General features: G+C 75.0%; 19 protein-coding genes. 13 read left to right on the top strand and 6 right to left on the bottom strand.

Translation table 11 applies throughout. The annotated features are described in order from the left end of the window. The first annotated feature begins 82 nt into the window (after nucleotides 1–82). From ABT369_RS46525 to ABT369_RS46515, 3 genes are all read left to right on the top strand, one after another. Entirely contained in the window at nucleotides 83–418 is a 336-nt protein-coding gene (locus tag ABT369_RS46525; protein WP_350623057.1) for a hypothetical protein, read from the top strand. Nucleotides 419–663: 245 nt separating this feature from the next. Beyond that, complete coding sequence (locus tag ABT369_RS46520) at nucleotides 664–2,121, top strand: alpha/beta hydrolase (protein WP_350623055.1); 1,458 nt, start codon at nucleotides 664–666, stop codon at nucleotides 2,119–2,121. 349 nt (nucleotides 2,122–2,470) lie between these two features. Then, nucleotides 2,471–3,355 carry a universal stress protein gene (locus ABT369_RS46515; RefSeq protein WP_350623053.1) on the top strand — a complete coding sequence of 295 codons (885 nt, stop codon included), beginning with the start codon at nucleotides 2,471–2,473 and terminating at the stop codon, nucleotides 3,353–3,355. Nucleotides 3,356–3,379: 24 nt separating this feature from the next. Here the strand turns inward: ABT369_RS46515 and ABT369_RS46510 are convergent, their stop codons facing one another. Next, nucleotides 3,380–4,393 carry a universal stress protein gene (locus ABT369_RS46510; protein ID WP_350623051.1) on the bottom strand — a complete coding sequence of 338 codons (1,014 nt, stop codon included), beginning with the start codon at nucleotides 4,391–4,393 and terminating at the stop codon, nucleotides 3,380–3,382. Between the two features lie 19 nt (nucleotides 4,394–4,412). Between ABT369_RS46510 and ABT369_RS46505 the strand changes: the two genes are divergently transcribed. From ABT369_RS46505 to ABT369_RS46495, 3 genes are read left to right on the top strand one after another with little or no spacing between them, the layout of a single operon-like run. Beyond that, nucleotides 4,413–5,135 carry a hypothetical protein gene (locus ABT369_RS46505; RefSeq protein ID WP_350623049.1) on the top strand — a complete coding sequence of 241 codons (723 nt, stop codon included), beginning with the start codon at nucleotides 4,413–4,415 and terminating at the stop codon, nucleotides 5,133–5,135. A gap of 49 nt (nucleotides 5,136–5,184) precedes the next feature. Beyond that, nucleotides 5,185–5,478 carry a hypothetical protein gene (locus ABT369_RS46500; protein ID WP_350623047.1) on the top strand — a complete coding sequence of 98 codons (294 nt, stop codon included), beginning with the start codon at nucleotides 5,185–5,187 and terminating at the stop codon, nucleotides 5,476–5,478. Then, nucleotides 5,479–6,702, top strand: coding sequence for a rhomboid-like protein (locus ABT369_RS46495; RefSeq protein WP_350623045.1), 1,224 nt, complete (start codon nucleotides 5,479–5,481; stop codon nucleotides 6,700–6,702). Between the two features lie 22 nt (nucleotides 6,703–6,724). Here the strand turns inward: ABT369_RS46495 and ABT369_RS46490 are convergent, their stop codons facing one another. Together ABT369_RS46490 and ABT369_RS46485 are read right to left on the bottom strand one after the other, a co-directional pair. Beyond that, a complete protein-coding gene (locus ABT369_RS46490) occupies nucleotides 6,725–8,299 on the bottom strand; it encodes a cation:proton antiporter (protein WP_350623043.1) in 1,575 nt (524 codons plus the stop codon). Nucleotides 8,300–8,360: 61 nt separating this feature from the next. Beyond that, the gene (locus ABT369_RS46485) at nucleotides 8,361–9,152 is read right to left on the bottom strand and encodes a helix-turn-helix transcriptional regulator (protein WP_350623041.1); all 792 of its coding nucleotides are present in this window, start codon (nucleotides 9,150–9,152) and stop codon (nucleotides 8,361–8,363) included. 69 nt (nucleotides 9,153–9,221) lie between these two features. Between ABT369_RS46485 and ABT369_RS46480 the strand changes: the two genes are divergently transcribed. From ABT369_RS46480 to ABT369_RS46460, 4 genes are all read left to right on the top strand, one after another. Continuing rightward, nucleotides 9,222–9,932, top strand: coding sequence for an SDR family NAD(P)-dependent oxidoreductase (locus ABT369_RS46480; protein ID WP_350623039.1), 711 nt, complete (start codon nucleotides 9,222–9,224; stop codon nucleotides 9,930–9,932). Between the two features lie 91 nt (nucleotides 9,933–10,023). Continuing rightward, nucleotides 10,024–10,467, top strand: coding sequence for a CBS domain-containing protein (locus tag ABT369_RS46475; RefSeq protein ID WP_350623037.1), 444 nt, complete (start codon nucleotides 10,024–10,026; stop codon nucleotides 10,465–10,467). A gap of 49 nt (nucleotides 10,468–10,516) precedes the next feature. Beyond that, a complete protein-coding gene (locus tag ABT369_RS46465) occupies nucleotides 10,517–14,194 on the top strand; it encodes an FHA domain-containing protein (RefSeq protein ID WP_502891914.1) in 3,678 nt (1,225 codons plus the stop codon). After that, nucleotides 14,191–14,862 (top strand): DNA alkylation repair protein, encoded by a 672-nt coding sequence (locus ABT369_RS46460; protein WP_350623035.1) that lies wholly within the window; start codon nucleotides 14,191–14,193, stop codon nucleotides 14,860–14,862. Before ABT369_RS46465 ends, ABT369_RS46460 begins: the two co-directional genes overlap by 4 nt. Before the next feature lie 5 nt (nucleotides 14,863–14,867). Here the strand turns inward: ABT369_RS46460 and ABT369_RS46455 are convergent, their stop codons facing one another. Further along, nucleotides 14,868–14,951, bottom strand: coding sequence for an LPXTG cell wall anchor domain-containing protein (locus ABT369_RS46455; protein ID WP_350623169.1), 84 nt, complete (start codon nucleotides 14,949–14,951; stop codon nucleotides 14,868–14,870). Between the two features lie 342 nt (nucleotides 14,952–15,293). Between ABT369_RS46455 and ABT369_RS46450 the strand changes: the two genes are divergently transcribed. Then, nucleotides 15,294–15,962, top strand: coding sequence for a FadR/GntR family transcriptional regulator (locus ABT369_RS46450; protein ID WP_350623033.1), 669 nt, complete (start codon nucleotides 15,294–15,296; stop codon nucleotides 15,960–15,962). Beyond that, nucleotides 15,959–16,756 carry an ABC transporter ATP-binding protein gene (locus tag ABT369_RS46445; RefSeq protein ID WP_350623031.1) on the top strand — a complete coding sequence of 266 codons (798 nt, stop codon included), beginning with the start codon at nucleotides 15,959–15,961 and terminating at the stop codon, nucleotides 16,754–16,756. The genes ABT369_RS46450 and ABT369_RS46445 overlap by 4 nt, the downstream gene beginning before the upstream one ends. A gap of 84 nt (nucleotides 16,757–16,840) precedes the next feature. Here the strand turns inward: ABT369_RS46445 and ABT369_RS46440 are convergent, their stop codons facing one another. Continuing rightward, on the bottom strand, nucleotides 16,841–17,242 hold the full coding sequence (locus ABT369_RS46440; protein WP_350623029.1) for a hypothetical protein: 402 nt from the start codon (nucleotides 17,240–17,242) through the stop codon (nucleotides 16,841–16,843). Nucleotides 17,243–17,400: 158 nt separating this feature from the next. Between ABT369_RS46440 and ABT369_RS46435 the strand changes: the two genes are divergently transcribed. Next, a complete protein-coding gene (locus tag ABT369_RS46435; protein ID WP_350623027.1) occupies nucleotides 17,401–18,486 on the top strand; it encodes a GH12 family glycosyl hydrolase domain-containing protein in 1,086 nt (361 codons plus the stop codon). A gap of 92 nt (nucleotides 18,487–18,578) precedes the next feature. Here ABT369_RS46435 and ABT369_RS46430 read toward each other — a convergent pair whose 3' ends face one another. Continuing rightward, on the bottom strand, nucleotides 18,579–19,319 hold the full coding sequence (locus ABT369_RS46430; protein WP_350623025.1) for a VIT1/CCC1 transporter family protein: 741 nt from the start codon (nucleotides 19,317–19,319) through the stop codon (nucleotides 18,579–18,581). Nucleotides 19,320–19,381: the final 62 nt, after the last annotated feature.

Raw genomic sequence — 19,381 nt, 5'->3', positions numbered from 1 at the left:
CAACGGGGGTGCGGGCCGTCCCGGATCCGCGCGGCGCGGCCGGCCGGTCACGATCGGGCCTGATCGGCTCCGGGAGCAGCTCTTGAACACTCGACGGCAGGTGGCGTTGCTGGCCATCGCGGCCGGCGTCGGCCTCGCGGCCGGACTCCCGCTGCTGGGCCTGGCGGACGGGTCGGGCACCATGCGCGCCGAGGGCGACGTCATCAGCGTCGATCTCGGCGCGCAGAGCCTGCGCCTGCACGACACCGGCGCCGGGGACGCGCTGCGCGGCCAGGACGCGACGATCCGCCTGCCAGTCGGCCGGATCGCCGTCGAGCCGGGCCACCGCCCGCTCGGATCGCTGCGGCCGGGCGACCACGTCCGCATGATCATCGGGAGCCGGTCGCACTGGGCCCATGAGATCACCGTCGACCCGTGACGAGCCCCGGCGGCGACCCCGGCGGAGACCGCGCTGCGGGATTACCGCACCGCACCCGGGCTCAACCGCGAACGGCGTGCGGCAAAGCGCCGTGTCGGCGGCGCCGCGCGCCCGGCACGCTCGCAGCGAGTGGATCGCGGGCCCGGCCATGCGTCATCTCGCCCGGCCGCCGGCTTCACCCCGGGCGGCCGGGGCACCTTGGGCCGAATCCCGCCCAGCACCCGACTGCCCGGAGGGCGCGCATCATGGTCGCACCCAGGATCACGCACCCGCGTCGCCCGGCCGCCCGCGCCACGATCGGCGGCGTGACCGACGACCCGGCCACCGCGACGCGACCCGCTCGGCGCTCGCGGCCCTGGCGGATCGCACCGGCTGCTGCGGTCGTGATCGCGGCCGGGCTCGCGTGGCTGGCCGCCGTCGGCGCGCTCGATCGGGTGCCGCTGCTCGACCGGCCGATCGCCGCCGGGCTGGAGACGGCCGGGCTGCTCTGCCTGGGTTTCGTCTGGGTGCGGCCGGGGGACCGCCGGACCCGGCGCTCCGCGCTGCTGCTCGGCCTGGGCGTCGCCGCCGCCGTGGGGGTCCTGGCCCTGGCCCTGCGGACGACCGGGACGGTCACCGACGCCTACCCGCCGAGCTTCGCCGCCTGGATCGGGGCCGCCTTCGCCGCGATCGCCGGATGCCCGCTGGCTCTCGGCCGCCCGGCCCGCTGGGGCGCGGCGACGTGGCGCCGGGCGGCGGCCGTGGCGGCGGTCCCGCTTACCGTCGTCGGCGCGCTCATGCTCATCGACCAGGAGTACGGCATCTGGCCCACGGCCGGCGACATGCTCGGCCACGACGGCACGCTGCGCGGCGCCGACGCCCGGCGCGCCCTCGACGGCGCCCCGGCGGCGCGGTCGCCGGCCGGCGGCACCCTGATGATGCTCGACGCGCCTGCCACGGTGTCGCACTTCGCGCACCGCCCCGGCGCCGTCTACCTGCCCCCGGCGTACTACGGTCCGCACCGCGCCGACCTGCCCGTGCTGGTCATGCTCGTCGGCGCCCCGGGCACACCGATCAACTGGCTGAAGGCCGGCGGCGGCGAGGCCACGGACGACGCCTACGCGGCCACTCACGGCGGCGTGGCGCCGGTGCTGGTCGTCGCCGACCAGAACGGCTCCGCCACCGGCGACACCGAGTGCGTCGACGGGCCACGCGGCAACGCCGAGACGTACCTGACCACCGACGTGCCCGCCTTCATCACCGGCACCCTGCACCTGCGCCACGACGCCTCCCGGTGGGGCATCGTCGGCTTCTCCGAGGGCGGCACCTGCGCCCTCGACCTCGTCCTCGGCCACCCCGGCATCTACCGCCACGCCGTCGACCTCGGCGGCGACGCCCGGCCGAACCTCGGCAGCCCCGAGCACAGCCTCGTCGCCCTCTACGGCGGCCGGGACGCGGCCCCGGCGGCCCACGATCCCGCCCTGCTCCTCGCCCACCACACCTACCCCGGCGTCACCCTCTGGTTCGCCGCCGGGCAGGACGATCCCCGCTGCGCCGCCGTCTCCAGGCAACTCGCCGCGCTGGCGATGCAGGCCGGCATTCCCACCCACCAGTTCGTCGGGTCCGGCGGGCACAACTGGCAGTTCGCCTCGGCCGCGCTGCGCAGCGTGCTGGCGCCGCTCAGCGCGCAGATGGGCCTGCCCGGTCCGGGCGCGACGACATGAGCGGGCCCCCGGGCGGCGTCACACGGATCGGGTCGGGCGACCGGACGGGGCGGCGCCGCCGATCATCGCCGGCCCGCGAACCGTCGGGCCGAGGACGAAACCACCGCCGGGGTGGTTGATTGAGACCGGGCCGGTCCTACCGCAGGTGACATCCACCGGATGTCATCGCCTCCGCAGCACGGCAGCTGTCGGGCCGGTCCGCAATACCGCCGCCACCGCCCAGCCCTGGCCGGCCCGGGCCGTCGGCCGCGGCCGGCCGACGCGGTCGCCGTGCATGAACGGCGCCGACCCGGGCACCTCCGCCCCGCGCCGCAAACAGCCGGCGCCGACACGGAGGGGACAGGACCAGATGACCCAGGAGCGGATCGTGGTCGGCGTCGACGGCACGCCGGCCTCGGCGGCGGCGGTGCGATGGGCCGCGGCCGCCGCGGCGCGGCGGCGCGCGACGGTAGACATCCTGCTGGCCTACCACTGGCGGGTGCCGGCCCTCCTCGCCCCGCGCGGCGATCTCGCCGACACCGCGCGCGAGCTGGCCGAGCTGGTGGTCGCCGACGGGGCCCGCGACGTCGCGGTCGTCGCGCCGGACGTCGAGGTGCGCACGGAGGCGGTCTACGGTCATCCGGCCGAGGCGCTGCTGCGCGCCGGGGCCGACGCCGCGCTGCTCGTGGTCGGCACCCGGGGACGGACCCAGGCGGTCGGCGCGGTCGCGGGCTCGGTCAGCCAACAGGTGGCGGCGCACGCCCGCTGTCCGGTCGCGGTCGTGCGCGGCCGGCCGGACCCGTCCGGCGGCGTGCTCGTCGGCGTCGACGACTCGGCCTCGGCCGGCGCCGCGCTGCGGCTGGGCTTCGCCGAGGCCCAACGGTGGGGCGACGACCTGATCGCGGTGCGAGCGATCGAGACGCCGCTGTCGCCGCCGGCGCTCGGGTCGCCACCGCTGCTGCACGACACGGCCGAGGCCACCCGCGCGCTGGCCGAGGCCGCGACGGCACGGGTCGCCGCGGCCGCCGAGGAGTTTCCCGGGGTGCGGTGGGAGTGCCACGGCGTCGCCGGCGAGGCGGGTGACGTGCTGAGCGACCGGTCGGCGCGGGCGCGGCTGGTCGTCGTGGGCAGCCGCGGCCGCGGCGGGTTCACGGGGCTGCTGCTGGGATCCGTCAGCCTGCGCCTGCTGCACCGGGCCGAGTGCCCGGTGCTGATCGCCCGCACCGAGCCGGACGAGGACGCCGAGCCCGGGTGAGCCGGAGCGGCCGCGGGTCGCCGGTCACGACGACTCCCGCGCCGCGTGCCGGATCACGGCCACCGGGCAGGCCGCGTGGTGGATCGCGACCTGGGACACGGAGCCGAGCAGCAGCCCGGCGAACCCGCCCCGGCCGCGGGACCCGACCACCAGCAGCCGCGCGCCGGCCGACCGCTCGACGAGCACCCCGGCGGCGCGGCCGCGCACCGCGCTGGTGCGCAGGTCGACGTCCGGGAACTTCTCCCGCCACCCGGCGACCGACTCGGCCAGGGTTCGCTCCTCCTCGGCGGCGAGGTCGTCGGCGTCGTAGGTCAGCGGCAGCAGATCGTCGGGCCTCGTGACGGAGCCCGGCCACCGGTACGCCAGCACCGCCGTCAGACCGGACGCGGACGCGGACGCGTGCTCGAACGCGTACCCCAGCGCGTCGCCGGCGTCGTGTGAGCCGTCGATGCCGACCACCACGCGGCCCGCCTCGGACCCGGCCGGCCGGTCGGCGTCGCGCACGACCACCACCGGGCAGGGCGCGTGCGCGGCCACCTGCACCCCGACCGAGCCGAGCAGCAGCCCGGCGAAGCCACCGTGGCCGCGGTTGCCCACCACCACCTCGCAGGCGTGCCCGGACGCGCGCAGCAGCGCCACCGTCGGCGGGTCCGCCTGCATGGACGTGCTGATCCGCACGTCGGGGGCGGCCGCGCGGGCCCGGGTCGCCGCCGTGGCGACCGTCTGCGCGGCCTTCTCCCGCTCCCGCACCTCGTAGGGCGAGGGCACCGGCGCGGCGGCGGGCGGGTAGGCCGGCGGCCACGCGATCGCGTAGAGGATGTGCAGGGGCCGGCGACGGCGCACCGCGTCCACCGCCGCCCAGTCGACCGCGTGCAGGCTCGGCGCGGAGCCGTCGACGCCGACCACAACGCTCTGCTCGGCAACCATCACGACCTCCTCCACTCCGACGGTACGCACGCCGAACCGGGCCGCGGCAACGGATTCGTCCGGTCCACCGGGTGGGTTGACCGGCGCGACGGCGGGTAGCTCCCTGCGCATGGTGAGCGTGGTGCGGCCGGTGTCGCTCCGGCTGGCGGCCCAGTGCCGGGCGTTGTTCGGCCCGGCGATCGAGGCGGTGCAGGGGCGCCGGTACGGGCGGCTGTGGCTGGGCCCGGCCGCCGCCCTGATGGTGGCAGTCCTCGGCTTCGCCGCGCGGACGGAGACCGGGCACGCCCTCATCGTCCGGTACGCCGTCACCCACCCCGACGAGCCGGTGCCCGGCGTCGTCGTCCGGCTGCCGCTGTCGATGTTCGCCCCCGCCGCACTGCTGCCGTTCTGGTTCGCGGTGCTGCAGGTGCTGATCGTGTTCTCCCTCGCCCAAGCGGTGCTCGGCACGTGGCGTACCGTGGCCGTCGCGATCGCCGGGCACAGCCTCGCGACCCTGTCCGCGCCGCTGTGGCTGGCGGCCGGCCCGCCGGTCGGGCTGGGGTTCCAGGACGCCTGGCTCGCCGATGCGGGGCCGTCCGCGGGGGTGGTGGCGTTGCTGGCGTACGCCGCGGTCCGCTGCCGGGTCGGCTGGCTCGCGGCGGCCCTCGTCACCTACCACGCCACCGAGGTCGTGACGGTGGGCGGCCTGCCGTCCCGCGAGCATCTCGTCGGCACGCTCACCGGCGTGACGCTGGCACTGTTCGCGGCCGCTCCGGTCGCCTTCTGGCCGCTGACGGGCCGGCGGGCGGCCCGGGTGCCCGCACCGGCGGCCGGGCCGGGCCCGAACCAGCACCAGCGGACCCGCCGCCGGTGACGAACGCCGGCCGGCACCGACGGGTGCGCGCCGGACTGAGGTGAGACCGATGGCAACGTTGATCGGCGTCCTCGTTCTCGCCGTGCTCTGGCTCGCCTGTGCGGTCGCCGCGCTGCGGGTCGCGGCGCGGCTGGCCCGGCAGTACGAGCACCGCATGCGGCATGCGCACGGCGATGCGCTCTGGTCGCGGCTGTCTTCAGGCGGCCGCGCCGGCCCGTCGGCGGAGTTCCGGCTGGCGGTGCGGCGGTGGGCCGCGGCCCGGAACCGGCTCTTCGCCCGCGTCCGGCACCGGGTCCGGCCGGCCGACGAGCGGGGAACCGGTCCGAGGCCGCGGGACCGGTGAGTGTTCCACCGCAGGCGGCTGCGCGAGGACCGCCCGGCCCTGGTGCCGGCCCGGTACCTGCCCGGCGGCGACCTGGCCGCCGACCTCGCCGCGTCCCGGGGACCGGTGGCCCGCACGCGCGTGGTTCTGGCCGCGGCGGCCCGGCTGCGGCTGGCGCCGCTGTACGTCCTGGTGGTGGTCGGCATCGAGCTCGCGCTCGACCTCGCCGGACCGCAGGCCCGCGCGCGGATCGTCGCCGCGAACTCGACCAACGTGGCGAATCTGGAGCGCCACCGCGTGTGGACGCTGCTCACCAGCGCGTTCGTGTTCGAGAGCCGGGTCGGGCCGCTGACGGTCCTGCCGCTGCTGCTGCTCACCGGCGCCGCCGAGCTGCTGTGGGGGCGGCGTCGGCTGGCCGAGGTCTTCCTGCTCACCCACGTTATCGCCAGCTGCCTGGTGTACGAGGTGCTCCAGGTCGGCCTGCGCCGCGCATGGTTCGGCCCGGCCGTGGCGAGCGCCGCCGACGTCGGCACCAGCTACGGGTTGCACGCCGTGGCCGCCGCCCTGGCCTGCAGCCTGCCGGTGCGGGCCCGGCGCGTGCTCGTACCCACTGTGCTCGCCCTCGTGGTCCTGCCGTTCCTCGACGCCCGCACCTTCACCAGCCTCGGGCATCTGCTGTCCACCCTCATCGGGCTGCTGGCCGGCTGGCAGCTGCGCCACCGGCCCCTGGCCGGGCGGCTGCGACGGCCCGGCGCGCGGCGATCCGACCGGCCGGCCGTCTACGCCTTCGACACGGCCGACCGCGCCCGGGACGCCCTGGTCACCGTGCTGCGCCTGCGGGAGCGGCGGCTGATCCGCCTCGACGACGCCGTCGTCGCCTGGTCCGACGTGCCCGGCGACCGGGCCGGCCGCCCGTACCGCCTGCACGAGCTGGAGACCCGCGACCTGGGTGCCCTCGACGGTGCGCTGGCCGGGGCCGCGTGGGGCGTCGTCGTCGGCACGCTCGCCGGGTGGCCGACGCTCGGCCTGGCCGCCGGGGCGGTCGTCGCGGCCACCGCGGCGGGCGTGCACGACGCCGGCCTGTCCGACGCGAGCATCGAGCGGGCGATCCGGGCCGTGCCGCCGGGGCGGGCGGTGCTCGTCGTGCTCACGCGTCCGGCGGATCGGCCCCGCCTCACCGCCGTGCTCGGCCGCGCGGGCGGGGTGGCGCTTCCGGACCCGGGCAGCGGCGCCCCGGCCGGATGACCCAGCCCGGTCACCAGCCCGGTCACAGCCGGGTCCGCAGGTCGGTGCTGGCGGCGGCCTCCTCGTAGTCCAGCTGCTGCAGCACGGCGCGCAGCACCTCGTCGTCGAGGCGGCCGAGGTCCCGCTCCCGGATCAGGGCCTGGCGCTGGCGGGCGAGGATCTGCTGGACGAGCTCGTTCGTGGTCGGCCCGGCCCGGCCGGCCTCGCGCAGGTCCGCGAGGTGGTGCGGGGTCGCGGTGAGCACGTGGGCCACCCGGCGTTCGATCAGCGCCAGGGCCGCGGCCTCGATGCCGTCGCCGGATGCGGAGGCCTGGGCGGTGACCTCGTGCGCGGCCTGGCGGGCGACCCGCAGGGCCCGGGCCAGCTCGGCGTTGGCCCGGCGGCGCTCGGCGGCGTCGCTGAGGTGCAGCGCGCGCACCAGCAAGGGCAGCGTGGCCCCCTGCAACAGGATGGTCAGGACCGCGACGGACACGGCGGTGGCCTGAATCAGGTTGCGGTCGGCGGTCGGCACACCGGTGACGGTGACGGCGGGGATCGCGCCGGCCGCGGCGAGGGTCACCACGCCGCGCATCCCGGACCACGACAGCACCGCGGCGAACCGCCATGGCATGCGCCGTCCGGTGATCCGCATCATCGCGGTGATCCACACCGGGCGGGCCAGGACCACGACCAGCAGCACGGTCGCGATCGTGCCGGCCAGAAGGCCCGGGCCGACGCCGTCACCGGTCGCGGTCTGCAGGATGACGGGGACCTGCAGGCCCATGTACGCGAAGACGAAGGCCTCCAGGACCAGATCCGCGGTGCGCCACACCTGCCGGCTCTGCAACCGGGTGGCGAAGGCCGCGTCGGCGCTGTGGTGGCCGATCCAGAATCCGGCGGCGACCACGGCCAGCACCCCCGAGGCGTGCACCTCGTCCGCGGCGAGGAAGGCCACGAACGGCACCACCGCGCCGAGCACCGTCTCCAGCGCCGGATCGTGCAGCCGCGGCCGGATGAGGTGCACGAGCACCGCCACGGCGAGCCCCACGAGCACCCCCGCCGACGTGCTGTAGGCGGCCAGCAGCGCGGGCTGATGGATGAACGGCGGGAAGCCGGCGTACGCGGCGACGGCGAGCTGGAAGGCGACCAGCGCCACGGCGTCGTTGACCAGGCTCTCCCCGGTCAGGATCGTCATGATCCGGCCGGGCACGCCGGACCGGCGGCCCAGCGCCACCGCCGCGATCGCGTCGGAGGGAGCCAGGACCGCGCCGAGCACGAGCGCGCCGGCGGCGGTCAGCGCGGGCAGGAGGGACCAGGCGACGACCCCGACGGCGACCGCGGTGAAGATGACCAGGCCGATGCCGAGCGAGGCGATGGGCAACAGGTCGCGGCGGAAGCTGACGAACGAAAGCTCCAGCGCGGCCGAGTACAGCAACGGTGGCAGGACGACCGCCAGGATCAGCTGCGGCGGCAGCTCCATCCGCGGCAGGCCGGGCAGGAACGCGACCAGTGCGGCGACCGCGACCACGATCAGGGGGCCCGGCCAGCCACGCCGGTTCGCCATGGCCGAGATGGCCACCGAGCAGACGACGACCGTGAGGAAGCCGATGCCGTTCACATGCCCGCGCTACCCCGCCCGTCCCGGGGGAACCACCGCCGCTCGGCGTCCGGTCTCCGGATCAGGCGCCGCGGGCGAGCTCCCGCAGGGCGCGGGCGGACGGCGAGCCCGGCTCGGCGGTGATGAACACGACCTGCTGGTCGTCGTCGGGGACCTCCAGCACGTCGCAGTCGACGCGCAGCGGGCCGAGCCGCGGGTGCGCGAGGGTCTTCGAGCGGTGGCCCGGCGCCCGCACCGGGTTCAGGTCCCACACGTGGCGGAACTCCTCGCTGGCCCGCAGATCGGACAGGAGCGCGGCCAGGTGCGCGTCGTGCGGGTAGCGGTCGGCCGCGGCCCGGAGGCGGGCGACCGCGATGTGCCCGAACTCCTCGGCGCCGCCGCCGTGCACCGGGCCGCCCAGGAACCGCCGGCGGGCCAGGTTCGGCTGGGCGCGCAGACCGGTCAGCAGCGCCGAGGCGAGCGGGTTGCAGGCGATGACGTCGTACGCCGCCGACGTCACCACCGCCGCCGCGTCGACCCGGTTCAGCAGCCCGGCGACGTAGGGGCGCACCCGGCGGGACGGGCCCGGGGGAGCGGCCGGTGCGGTTTCGGCCAGGCGGAACAGGTGGGAGCGCTCGGCTGGGTTCAGGCGCAGGGCCCCGGTGAGCGCGTCGAGGATGCGCCGCGACGGCTGGGGGCCGCGGGCCTGCTCGAGGCGCGCGTAGTACTCCACCGACATGCACGCCAGCCCCGCGACCTCCTCGCGGCGCAGCCCCGGCGTGCGCCGCCGCGGGCCCGCGGGGAGCCCGACATCGCCGGGCCGCAGCGCCTCGCGCCGGTCGCGCAGGAACCGTCCCAGCTCCGCCCGCGCCATGGGTGCACCTCCGTTGCCAGGCATCGTTTGTGCCTGGAACGGGGGCGGCCCCCGCGCCAGGCTCGCACCATGAACTTTTCCACGGCTCTGGTGACCGGTGCCAACAAGGGCATCGGCCGCCACATCGCGCAGCAGCTCGCCGAGGCCGGGCTGACCGTCTACGTCGGCTCCCGGGACCGGGCCCGCGGGGATGAGGCCGCCGCGCGGATCGGCGGCGGCGCCCGCGCGATCCAGCTCGACGTCACCGACCGGGACAGCATCGACGCGGCGGCCGCGGCCGTGCCGGAGCTGGACATCCTCGTCAACAACGCGGGCATCCTCGTCGACGGGGCGGCCCCGCCCGACGCCACGATCGAGGCGTTCCGCGCCACCTACGAGACGAACCTGTTCGCCGTCCTGGCCGTCACCAACGCGTTCCTGCCCGCGCTGCGCCGGGCCGAGCACCCGCGCATCGTCAACATCTCCAGCGGCACCGGCTCCCTGCACTGGAGCTCGCCCGGCCCCGAGCAGCAGTTCGACAACGCCGGTGGCGGCGCGGCGTACCGCTCCTCGAAAACGGCCCTGAACGCGCTCACGCTCTTCTACGCCCAGGCGCTGCCCGAGTTCCGGGTCAACGCCCTGGCCCCGGGCCTGCGCCGCACCGACCTGAACGCGCGCGCCGCCACGGCCGACGGGGACCCCGCGGAGGCGGCCGCGGCGGCGGTACGGCTGGCGACGCTGCCCGACGACGGCCCCACGGGACTGTTCCATCAATACGACGGGACCATCGCCCCGTGGTAGAGCCGAATCGCGGCGAGGTCTGAGCCGAAAGCCCGATCTCCCCCCGCCGGTCGGTCACGATACTGATGAGGCGGATCTCTCGGGAGGTGGCGTGCTGGTCAGCGAGGTCATGACGGCGTTCCCGGCGTACATCCGGCTGGGCGCCACCATCCGGCGGGCGGCCGAGGTCATCAGCGTGTCCGAGGTCGGCCAGCTCATGGTCCTCGACCACGACGGGCGGTTCGTGGGCGCGCTGTCCGAGGAGGACCTGGTGCGGGCCATGCTGCCCGGGTTCGACGACGTGACCGCGGCGGGCGGCACCCTCGCCGACGCGTTCGCGCTGTTCCTGGAGCGGGGCCGCACCCTCGCCGACCGGGTCGTGGACCCGCTCGTGGTGCGGGACGTGGCGGCGCTGCGGCCCGACGACGAGCTGGCGCGCGCCGCCGTCGTCATGCTGGACCGCGGCCTGCGCCGGGTCCCCGTCGTCGACGACGGGCAGCTCGTGGGGACCCTGTCGCGCGCCGACCTGTGCCGTGCGGTGATCTACCATTCCTGAGCTCCGGCTGCGGCTCACCGACCGGCACACCCGCGACACGACCGAGCGGGTGTGCTCCCTGCCGGCGACCCTCGGCCGCGACGGCGGCACGGCGGCGGTGGTCCTCGACGACCGGGACGTGTCGCGGCGCCACGCACGGCTGGACCTCGACGGCGACCAGGTCGTGCTCACCGACCTCGGCAGCACCAACGGCACGTTCGTCAACGACGAGCGGGTCACGCGGCGCGTGCTCGCTCCCGGCGACCGGCTGCGCATCGGGCGGTACGAGCTGGCCTGGTCGCTCGTGGACTCGGACGCCACCGGGCTGATCGATTCCGGTCAGCTGACCGCGCTGCACCCGGTCGGGCGGCCCGCCGTCGCCGCCCGGCGCGTGGTGGAGGCGGCCGAGGCGCACAACCGGCAGGCCGGGCACGAGCTGGACGGGTTCCTGTCCCTCGCGCACGGCTTCCTGCCGGTCGAGCCGCCGCTGACCGCGTTCCCGGAGTCGCACCGGGCCTGGGACGAGATGACCGGGCGGCTGCCGGAGCTGTTCCGGCGGCTCGGGCTGCGCCGGGCCTTCGACGCGCTGCCGGTGCTCGACGCGCGGGCCGAGGCGCTGCCGGACCGGTACCTGCTGCGCGCCTCCACAATGCTCGGGGTCTTCGCGCACGCGTACCAGTACATGGCCGTCGATCCGCCGGCGGCGCTGCCCGAGTCGCTGCTGCGGCCGTGGACGACGGTCTCGCGGCGGCTGGGCAAGCAGATGCCGGCGGTGTCGTACATCGACCTGTTCTTCTACAACTGGCGCCTGCGGGACCCGGCCGGCCCCCGCACATTGGCCAACATGGACCTGCTCGTGCCCACCTGGGACAACGCCGCCGAGCGGGTCTTCTACCTGGTCACGACCGAGTTCGCGATGGGGCTCACGCCGGTGCTGGGCGCCATGCTGCAGGCCCAGGAGGCCGTGGTCGCCGACGACCCGGCCGGTCTCGAGCGGGCGCTGCTGGTGATCCTCGACCGGCTGCAGTACGTCACCCAGACCGTCTATCCCCGGATCGACCCGAACCCGCGCGGCCGCCACCCGCTCGACCAGGTGCTGTGGGCCAAGACCGTCGGCACCGCGGGCGTGCCGATCTTCGACGGCGCGCCGAGCCCGAGCGGCACCGCGCAGCCGCAGGTCCACGCCATCGACGCGTTCCTCGAGCGCCGCGACTACGGCTCGCTGGTCGGGCAGCAGAGCACCTACCTGGCCGGGTTCTTCCCGCGGCACTGGCGCGAGCTCGTGGCGGCGCTGCGCGAGGTGTCGGTGCGGCAGTACATCGAGGACACCCGCAACAGCACGCTGCGCGGCATCTACAACGCGGTGCTCGACGCCTACGTCGGCGACCGGGGCTGGATGGGGTTGCACCGCATCAAGGCGTACGGCTTCCTGGAGGTCGCGTTCAAGGTCGGACGGCAGGTGACGACCGGCGCGCGGTTCACCGGCCTGTTCAAGGACCGCACCTGGGACAAGGTCGACGGCGAGCTGGCGGTCGTGCGCGACGAGCGCCGCCCGCCGGTCGGGCCGCCGGTGGTGTTCGGCACCGCGCGCCGCGGCCGCGTGGTGACCGGCGAGTCCGGCGCCTGGACGTGCCACCTGGACCTCGACGTCACCGGGCAGGGGGTGCACCACCAGCCCGGCGACCGTGTCGGCGTGCTCGCCGAGCACGATGACGAGATCGTCCGCCGCACCGTCGCCGCGCTGCAGGCCACCGGCGACGAGCTCGTCGGGCTCACCCCGCGCTGGCGGGCCGCGGTCGCCTGCCGGCACGGCTACGGCGACGTCGACGTGCTGCCGCTGCGGACCCTGCTGCGCTTCGCCAAGCTCCGGCCGGTCGGGCGGGCCGTGGCCAAGCGCCTCGCGCGGCTCACCGCGGTCGGCTCCTGGCAGCGGGTGGTCGACGCCCGCATGGAGGACCAGTGGGAGCTGTGGGACGTGCTCAACCTGCTGTACGCGGGCGGGTACGACGTCACCCGGCTGTGGAAGGCCGACCCCGGAGACCCGGAGGCGTTCTGCGAGGTGGTGCCGCCCGAGCCGTTCCGCCTGTACTCCATCGCCTCCGCCCCGCCGCCCGGCCGGGCCGCCACCACGCTGCGGCTGGTGGTCACCGGACTCGAGTACGACTCGGCGCGCACGCCGTGGTCGTACCCCCGCAAACGCCTCGGCACCGCCTCGCACTTCCTGCGCCGGGCCGCCGCCGAGGGGCGCCGGCGCATCTCGCTGCAGATCGTGCCCACGCCCCGGTTCCGCCTGCCCGCCGACCCCGCCGTCCCCGTGGTGATGTTCGCGGCCGGCTCCGGCATCGCGCCGTTCCTCGGTTTCGTGGACTCCGGCGAGCGCCACCTCTACCTCGGCATCCGCACGCCCGGCGAGTTCGTCGAGCACGCCGCCCTCGATGCCGCCGCGGCCGAGGGACGGCTCCGGCTCGAGGTCGCGTTCTCCCGCGCCGACGCGTCCGTCGCGTTCGACGGCAAGAGCCACACCGTGCGGGCCGGACGACGCCGCCGGGTCGACGACGCCATTCATCAGGACGCGGCGGTACTGCGCGAGCTGCTCCGGCCCGTGGCCGACGGCGGCCGGGGCGCGCACGTGTACGTCTGCGGCAGCGCGCCCTTCGCCGCCGCCGTGGTCAAGGCGCTCACCGAGATCGCACCGGGCGACGGCCGCGAGTTCATGCGGCAACTGGTCGCGGACGGGCGGCTGGGGGAGGACGTCTTCACGACGTACCTCGGCCACGCCCAGCAGGGCCCGCGCTTCGACGTGTCCGAGCTCGCGCGGCACAACACGCCCGAGGCCGGCTACTGGATGGCCGTCGGCGGCGCGGTCTTCGACGTCACCGAGTTCGTGCACCTGCACATCGGCGGCCCGCACATCATCCGCAACCACGCCGGCCTCGACGCGACCGCGGCCTACCGCAAGGTGCTGCACCACGCGCACGCCGAGATCGACGCCCAGCTGGCGATGTACCAAATCGGTCACCTGCGCCGCCTGCGCTTCGGCGCCCGCTGGGGCGTGGTGCTGACCGAGTCCGGCCTGCACTCGGTGCCGCTGGAGGAGCTGTTCCGCATGTGGGTCCGCTTCGTGTACCTGCTCGCCGGCATGGAGAACGCGCTGAGCGCCGACTACGGCTTCACGTCGGCGGAGGCGACGGCCGGCGAGGATCCGCGCGAGCTGACCCCGTTCAAGGCGCAGTACGTCCTCGAGGCCCACCGCCGGTTCCTCGTCAGCTACCTCGACGGCCTGCTGCAGGACGACCTGCGCGGGCTGTGGCAGCACACCGTCGGCTTCTGCGACCCGCACCAGGACGTCCGCGCGTACGACTCCCAGGTGGCGCCCGACGCGCTGGTGCACGGCTCCCTGCCGGTGGTGAAGGAGCTGCTGCGGTCCGGCGACGACCACCGCCGGGTGACCGCCCTGTGCCGGCTCTACGCCGAGGCCGACGTGCGGCTGCTGCGCGACCTGAAATCCGCGGTGCTGGAAGGTGTACGCGCCTTCGAGCTCCACGAGTCGGCGGTCATCGAGCGGGCGGGCGGCGAGCTGCTGTCCGCGGTGCGCGCCGCCCTGTCCACGGTGTCGGCGTACTACGAGAACGTGGCCGCCCAGACCCGCGCCCACGACATCACGACGACGGCCCCGGACGCGCCGATCCCGCACGACAAGGGCATTCCCGGTCACGGGGGCCCGCTGGTGGTACCGTCCGGCTCGTGAGCGAGACGGAGTTGGCCGAGGTCATGGCCGAGCTGGACGCGCTGCAGGACCCGAAGATCCGCGAGGCCAACGCCAGGCGCGGCGACGACCACGGCGTGAACCTGAGCCGCCTGCGCGAGGTCGCGAAGCGCCTGAAGACGCAGCAGGACCTTGCCCGCGAGCTCTGGCGGACCGGCGACACCGCGGCCCGGCTGCTGGCCCTGCTCGTCTGCCGCCCGAAGGCCTTCGCGGCGGACGAGCTGGACGCCATGGTCCGCGAGACGGGCGGCCCGAAGGTGCACGACTGGCTCGTGAACTACGCCGTGAAGAAGAGCCCGCACGCGGAGTCGCTCCGCCTGACCTGGCTCTCGGACGCGGATCCCGTGGTCGCGAGCGCGGGCTGGGCCCTCACGACCGAGCGGGTCTCGAAGGCGCCCGCGTCCCTGGACCTGGCCGCCCTGCTCGACGTGATCGAGTCGGAGATGCGCGAGGCGCCGCAGCGGCTGCAGTGGGCGATGAACCACTGCCTCGCCCAGATCGGCATCGACCACGCCGAGCATCGCGCGCGGGCCATCGCCATCGGCGAGCGGCTCGGCGTGCTCAAGGACTACCCGACGCCGCCGAACTGCACCTCCCCGTACGCGCCCGTCTGGATCGCGGAGATGGTGAGCCGGCGGTCGTCGGGATAGGCCACTCAGGACTGGCGGCGGCGACGGAGCAGGAGCAGGCCCAGGCCGATCATGAGCAGACCGGCGAGGGCCATGGCGCTCGTCTGCAGGGGCGAGGGCCATGGCGCTCGTCTGCAGGCCGGTGACCGGGACGTCTGCCGCTCCGTCGTCGCCGTCCGTGCCCGCCCGCTCGCCCCACGCCCACGCCGCCGCCCGCCCGCGCGCTGCTCGCCCCTACGGCGCCGCCCGCCCGTAGGTCGGCCGTGCGCTGCTCACCCCGCCGCCGCTCACCCGCTCACCGTGTGGCCGCCGTCATCCGCACGCAGTTCGCGCCCTGTCGCAGTCACCCCACGTAAGACCGCCGTCGCCCGCCGTATGGGTGCCGGCTATCGGGCGGCGAGGGGGCCGAGGCCACCGGTGTAAATGTTCGACATTTGCAGTACACTCGCCGCGTGCGTGGTCTGGTGCGGCAGGCGCCGCTCGTCATCCAGGTGACCGAGCGGTTCCGCGAGCTCATTCAGGACGGCAGCTGGCCCGTCGGCGAGAAGATCCCCGGGGAGCACCACCTGGCCGAGGAGCTCGGGGTCAGCCGTGGCACGGTGCGTGAGGCGCTGCGAGCGCTCAGCATCACCGGGCTGCTCGAGCCCCGCGTCGGCGACGGAACCTACGTGCGCGCCACCGACGAGATCACCGGCGTGCTCGTGCGCGACGAGCGTGACGCCGGGCTGACCACCGTGCTCGATGTGCGCGGCGGGCTCGAGGCGGCCGCGGCCCGGATCGCCGCCCGGCGCGCGGACCCCGCGGCGGTCGATGCGCTCGAGGGAGCCCTCGCGGCCCGGGCGCTGGCGCACGAACGCCGCGATCGGGCCGGGTACGTCGCCGCCGACGCCGCCTTTCACCGGGGCGTGGTCGTGGCCTCCGGCAACCCGCTGCTGCTGCGGCTCTTCGACGCCGTCGAGGGGGTCATCAACCAGTCCATCGAGGAGACCGCCGTGTTCCCCGAGGATCCCGGCGTGCGCGACGCGCACGCGGCCATCCTCCGGGCGATCCGGGCCGGCGACGCGGACGGCGCCGTGGCCGCGTCCTACGGATTGATCGACGGCGTGAAGGAGTACATGTGAACGTCCTGGAGCTGCGTGAGGTCACCTTCCGGCGCGAGGGGAAGGAGATCCTGCACGGCGTCGGCTTCGCGGTCGGCGCGGGTGAGCACTGGGCGATGCTCGGTCCCAACGGCGCCGGCAAGAGCACCGTGCTCGGCTTCTGCGGCGCCGTCACGCATCCGACGACCGGGAGCGTTCACGTGCTCGGGCACGAGCTCGGGCGGGTCGAGCTGCAGAAGCTCCGGCGCGCCATCGGTCACGTCAATCCCCGGCATCCGCTGCGCTCGCCGCTCACCGTCGCCGAGGTCGTGCTGACCGGCATCACCGGCACCGTCGAGACGCCCAACCGCTGGGAACCCACCGCCGCCGAGCGCGCCCGCGCACACGATCTCATCGACCTGCTCGGCCTCGCCGGGCGCGTCGGCGACCGCTGGCCGACCCTGTCCCAGGGCGAGCGCGGCCGCACGCTCATCGCCCGGGCGCTCATCGGCGAGCCGCGGCTGCTGCTGCTCGACGAGCCGTCGACCGGTCTGGACGTCGCCGCGCGCGAGCAGTTGCTGGACACGATCGCCGTGCTGCCGCGGACGCATCCCGGGCTGACCTCGGTGCTCGTGACGCACCACCTGGAGGAGCTGCCCGAGACGACGACGCACGCGCTGATCCTTGCCGACGGACGCGTGGTTGCCGCGGGCCCGGCGACGGACGTGCTGACGAGCGCGAACATCTCGGCGGCGTTCCGTCACGCGATCGACGTGGACCACCGCGACGGACGGTGGAGCGCCCGGACCGCCCGCCGCGCCTTCGCGCAGTCGTGAGCCGCGGTCGTGAGCCGCAGTCCTGAGTCGCAGTCGTGAGCCGCAGTCCTGAGCCGCGGTCCTGAGCCGCCGATCCGGCGGCGCTCAGGCGGTTGGGCTCTCCCCGGGGTAGTCGCGCACGGCTGAGGCGATGACGACCACGGCGAGCGCCGCGTCGCCGATGCCGTAGCGCCGCAGCGCGGCCTGGTCGAGCTGCTCGACCAGGCCGGACAGCGTGACGAGCTCGGGCACCAGCACCGTCACCGGTGCCTCCGACACGACGAGCTGGCCGGTCGGCGGCAGGTCGGCGTCCTCGACCACGAACGCGTGCGTCCCGTAGACGCGGCTCACCACCGCGGTCACCTCGACGTGGGTGCCCGGTCGCAGCCGCTGCACGGCCGGGGACGGCGGGGCCGTGGGCGCCGGTGCGGGATCGTCGTGGCCGCCGGTACACGCGGACAACGCGAGGGCCAGTCCACACCCCGCTATCGCATAGACAACCCTCACTGGACCAGGTGTACCTTTCACTTACTGTCACCCCTATTGAGCTGCGGCAATACGTAATGTGACGCTCTTCTGTCGCCGTCCCGGGTCAGGTTGCCTAGCGTCCGCCTCCAGGAGCGCGCTCCCGCTCAGCGCTCCAACCGAGGCAAGGAGGCAACACCATGAGCAAAGCGCTGCGCGCAGTCGCGGCGGCCGGCCTGTTCGTCGTCGGAGGCCTGGTGGCGGTGATGGGACCCGCATCGCCGGCCGGTGCCGACACCCAGATCTGTGACACGTACGGGTCCACCACGATCGGCGGCCGGTACGTGGTCATGAACAACAACTGGGGCAACAGCGCCACCCAGTGCATCAACGTGACCGGCACCGGCTTCTCGATCTCGCAGATCAACGCGAACAAGCCGACCAACGGCGCGCCGGCCTCGTATCCGGCGATCTACGTGGGCTGCCACTACTCGAACTGCTCGCCCGGCACCAACCTGCCGATGCAGATCAGCGCGATCAGCACCGCCCAGACCAGTATCACGTACAACTTCGTCAGCGGTGCCACCTATGACGCCGCGTACGACATCTGGCTCGACCCGACGCCCAAGACGAACGGCGTCAACGCGACCGAGATCATGATCTGGTTCAACCGGCAGGGCTCGATCCAGCCCGTCGGCAGCCGGGTCGGCACCGCCACGGTCGCGGGCAAGTCGTGGGAGGTCTGGCAGGGCAACAACGGCGGCAACGACGTGGTCTCCTACGTCTCCCCGTCGGCGATGACCAGCTGGAGCTTCGACGTCAAGAACTTCATCACCGACGTCATCTCCCGCGGCAAGGCCACCAGCTCGTGGTACCTGACCAGCATCCAGGCCGGCTTCGAGCCCTGGATCGGCGGCCAGGGCCTCGCCGTCACCGCGTTCTCCGCGTCGATCAACGGCGGCGGCGGAGGCGGCGGTGGGGGCGGTGGCGGCGGCACGGCCGGCTGCACCGCGACCTACCGCACCATCAACAGCTGGCAGGGCGGCTTCCAGGGCGAGGTGACCGTGCGCAACTCGGGCACGGCCGCGATCTCGGGCTGGAGCACCACCTGGTCGGGCGGCAGCGCCACGATCCAGTCGCTGTGGAACGGGCGGGTCACCTCGAGCTCGCCGGTGACCGTGCGCAACGAGACGTACAACGGCTCCCTGGGGGCCAGCGCCTCGACGACCTACGGCTTCACCGCGAACGGCACCGCGCCGTCGTCGGTGAGCTGCACCACCGCGTAACCCACACCCCGGAAACGGTGCCGGTCCCGCTCCCGCGGCGGGGCCGGCACCGCCGTGAATGCCGCTGGGCGGCCGCCGCGCCGTGACGGGGTTCAGCCGGCCGCGGTGCCCACGAGCTGCCCGATGCCGAAGGTGACCGCCATCGCCAGGGCGCCGCCGACCACGAGCCGGGCGACCGCGCGGCCGACCCCGGCCGAGCCCAGGCGCGCGCTCACCGCCCCGGTCACCGCGAGCGCCAGGACCACGGCCACGACGGTGATCGGGATGCGGGTCTCGGCCGGCGGCAGGAGCATGGCCAGCAGCGGCAGCAGCGCACCGGCGGTGAACGAGACCGCCGACGCCGCGGCCGCCTGCCACGGGCTGGTCAGCGCCTCCGGGTCGATGTGCAGCTCGGCCTCCGCGTGGGCGGCGAATGCGTCGTTCGCGGTGAGCTCCTGCGCCACCAGCCGGGCGGTCGACTCGGTGAGTCCCTTCGCCCGGTAGAGCGCGGTGAGCTCCTCGAACTCCTCCTCGGGGTATTGCTCGAGCTCGCGCCGCTCGGTGGCGAGCAGCGAGCGCTCGCTGTCGCGCTGGGTGCTCACCGACACGTATTCGCCGAGCGCCATCGACACGGCGCCCGCCACGAGCCCGGCCGTCCCCGCGCTGAGGATCGCCACGGTGGAGGTGGTCGCGCTCGCCACGCCCACGACCAGGGCCGCGGTCGACACGATGCCGTCGTTGGCCCCCAGCACCCCGGCGCGCAGCCAGTTCAACCGTCCCGACGCCCCGGCGGTGTGCAGCTCGCCGGGGTGCACGGCCGCGACGATCGCCGCCGGCATGGTCTTCTCGCTCATCGTTGATCACCCACCCGTCAACGACGGTACGACCCCGAATCCGTACGCCGCAACGAAGGCAA

The organism is Dactylosporangium sp. NPDC000244 (assembly GCF_040300725.1).
In the GTDB taxonomy this organism is placed as follows: domain Bacteria; phylum Actinomycetota; class Actinomycetes; order Mycobacteriales; family Micromonosporaceae; genus Dactylosporangium.
The sequence above is the reverse complement of the archived record's forward strand: the minus strand, read 5'-3'. Positions and strand labels throughout refer to the sequence as shown.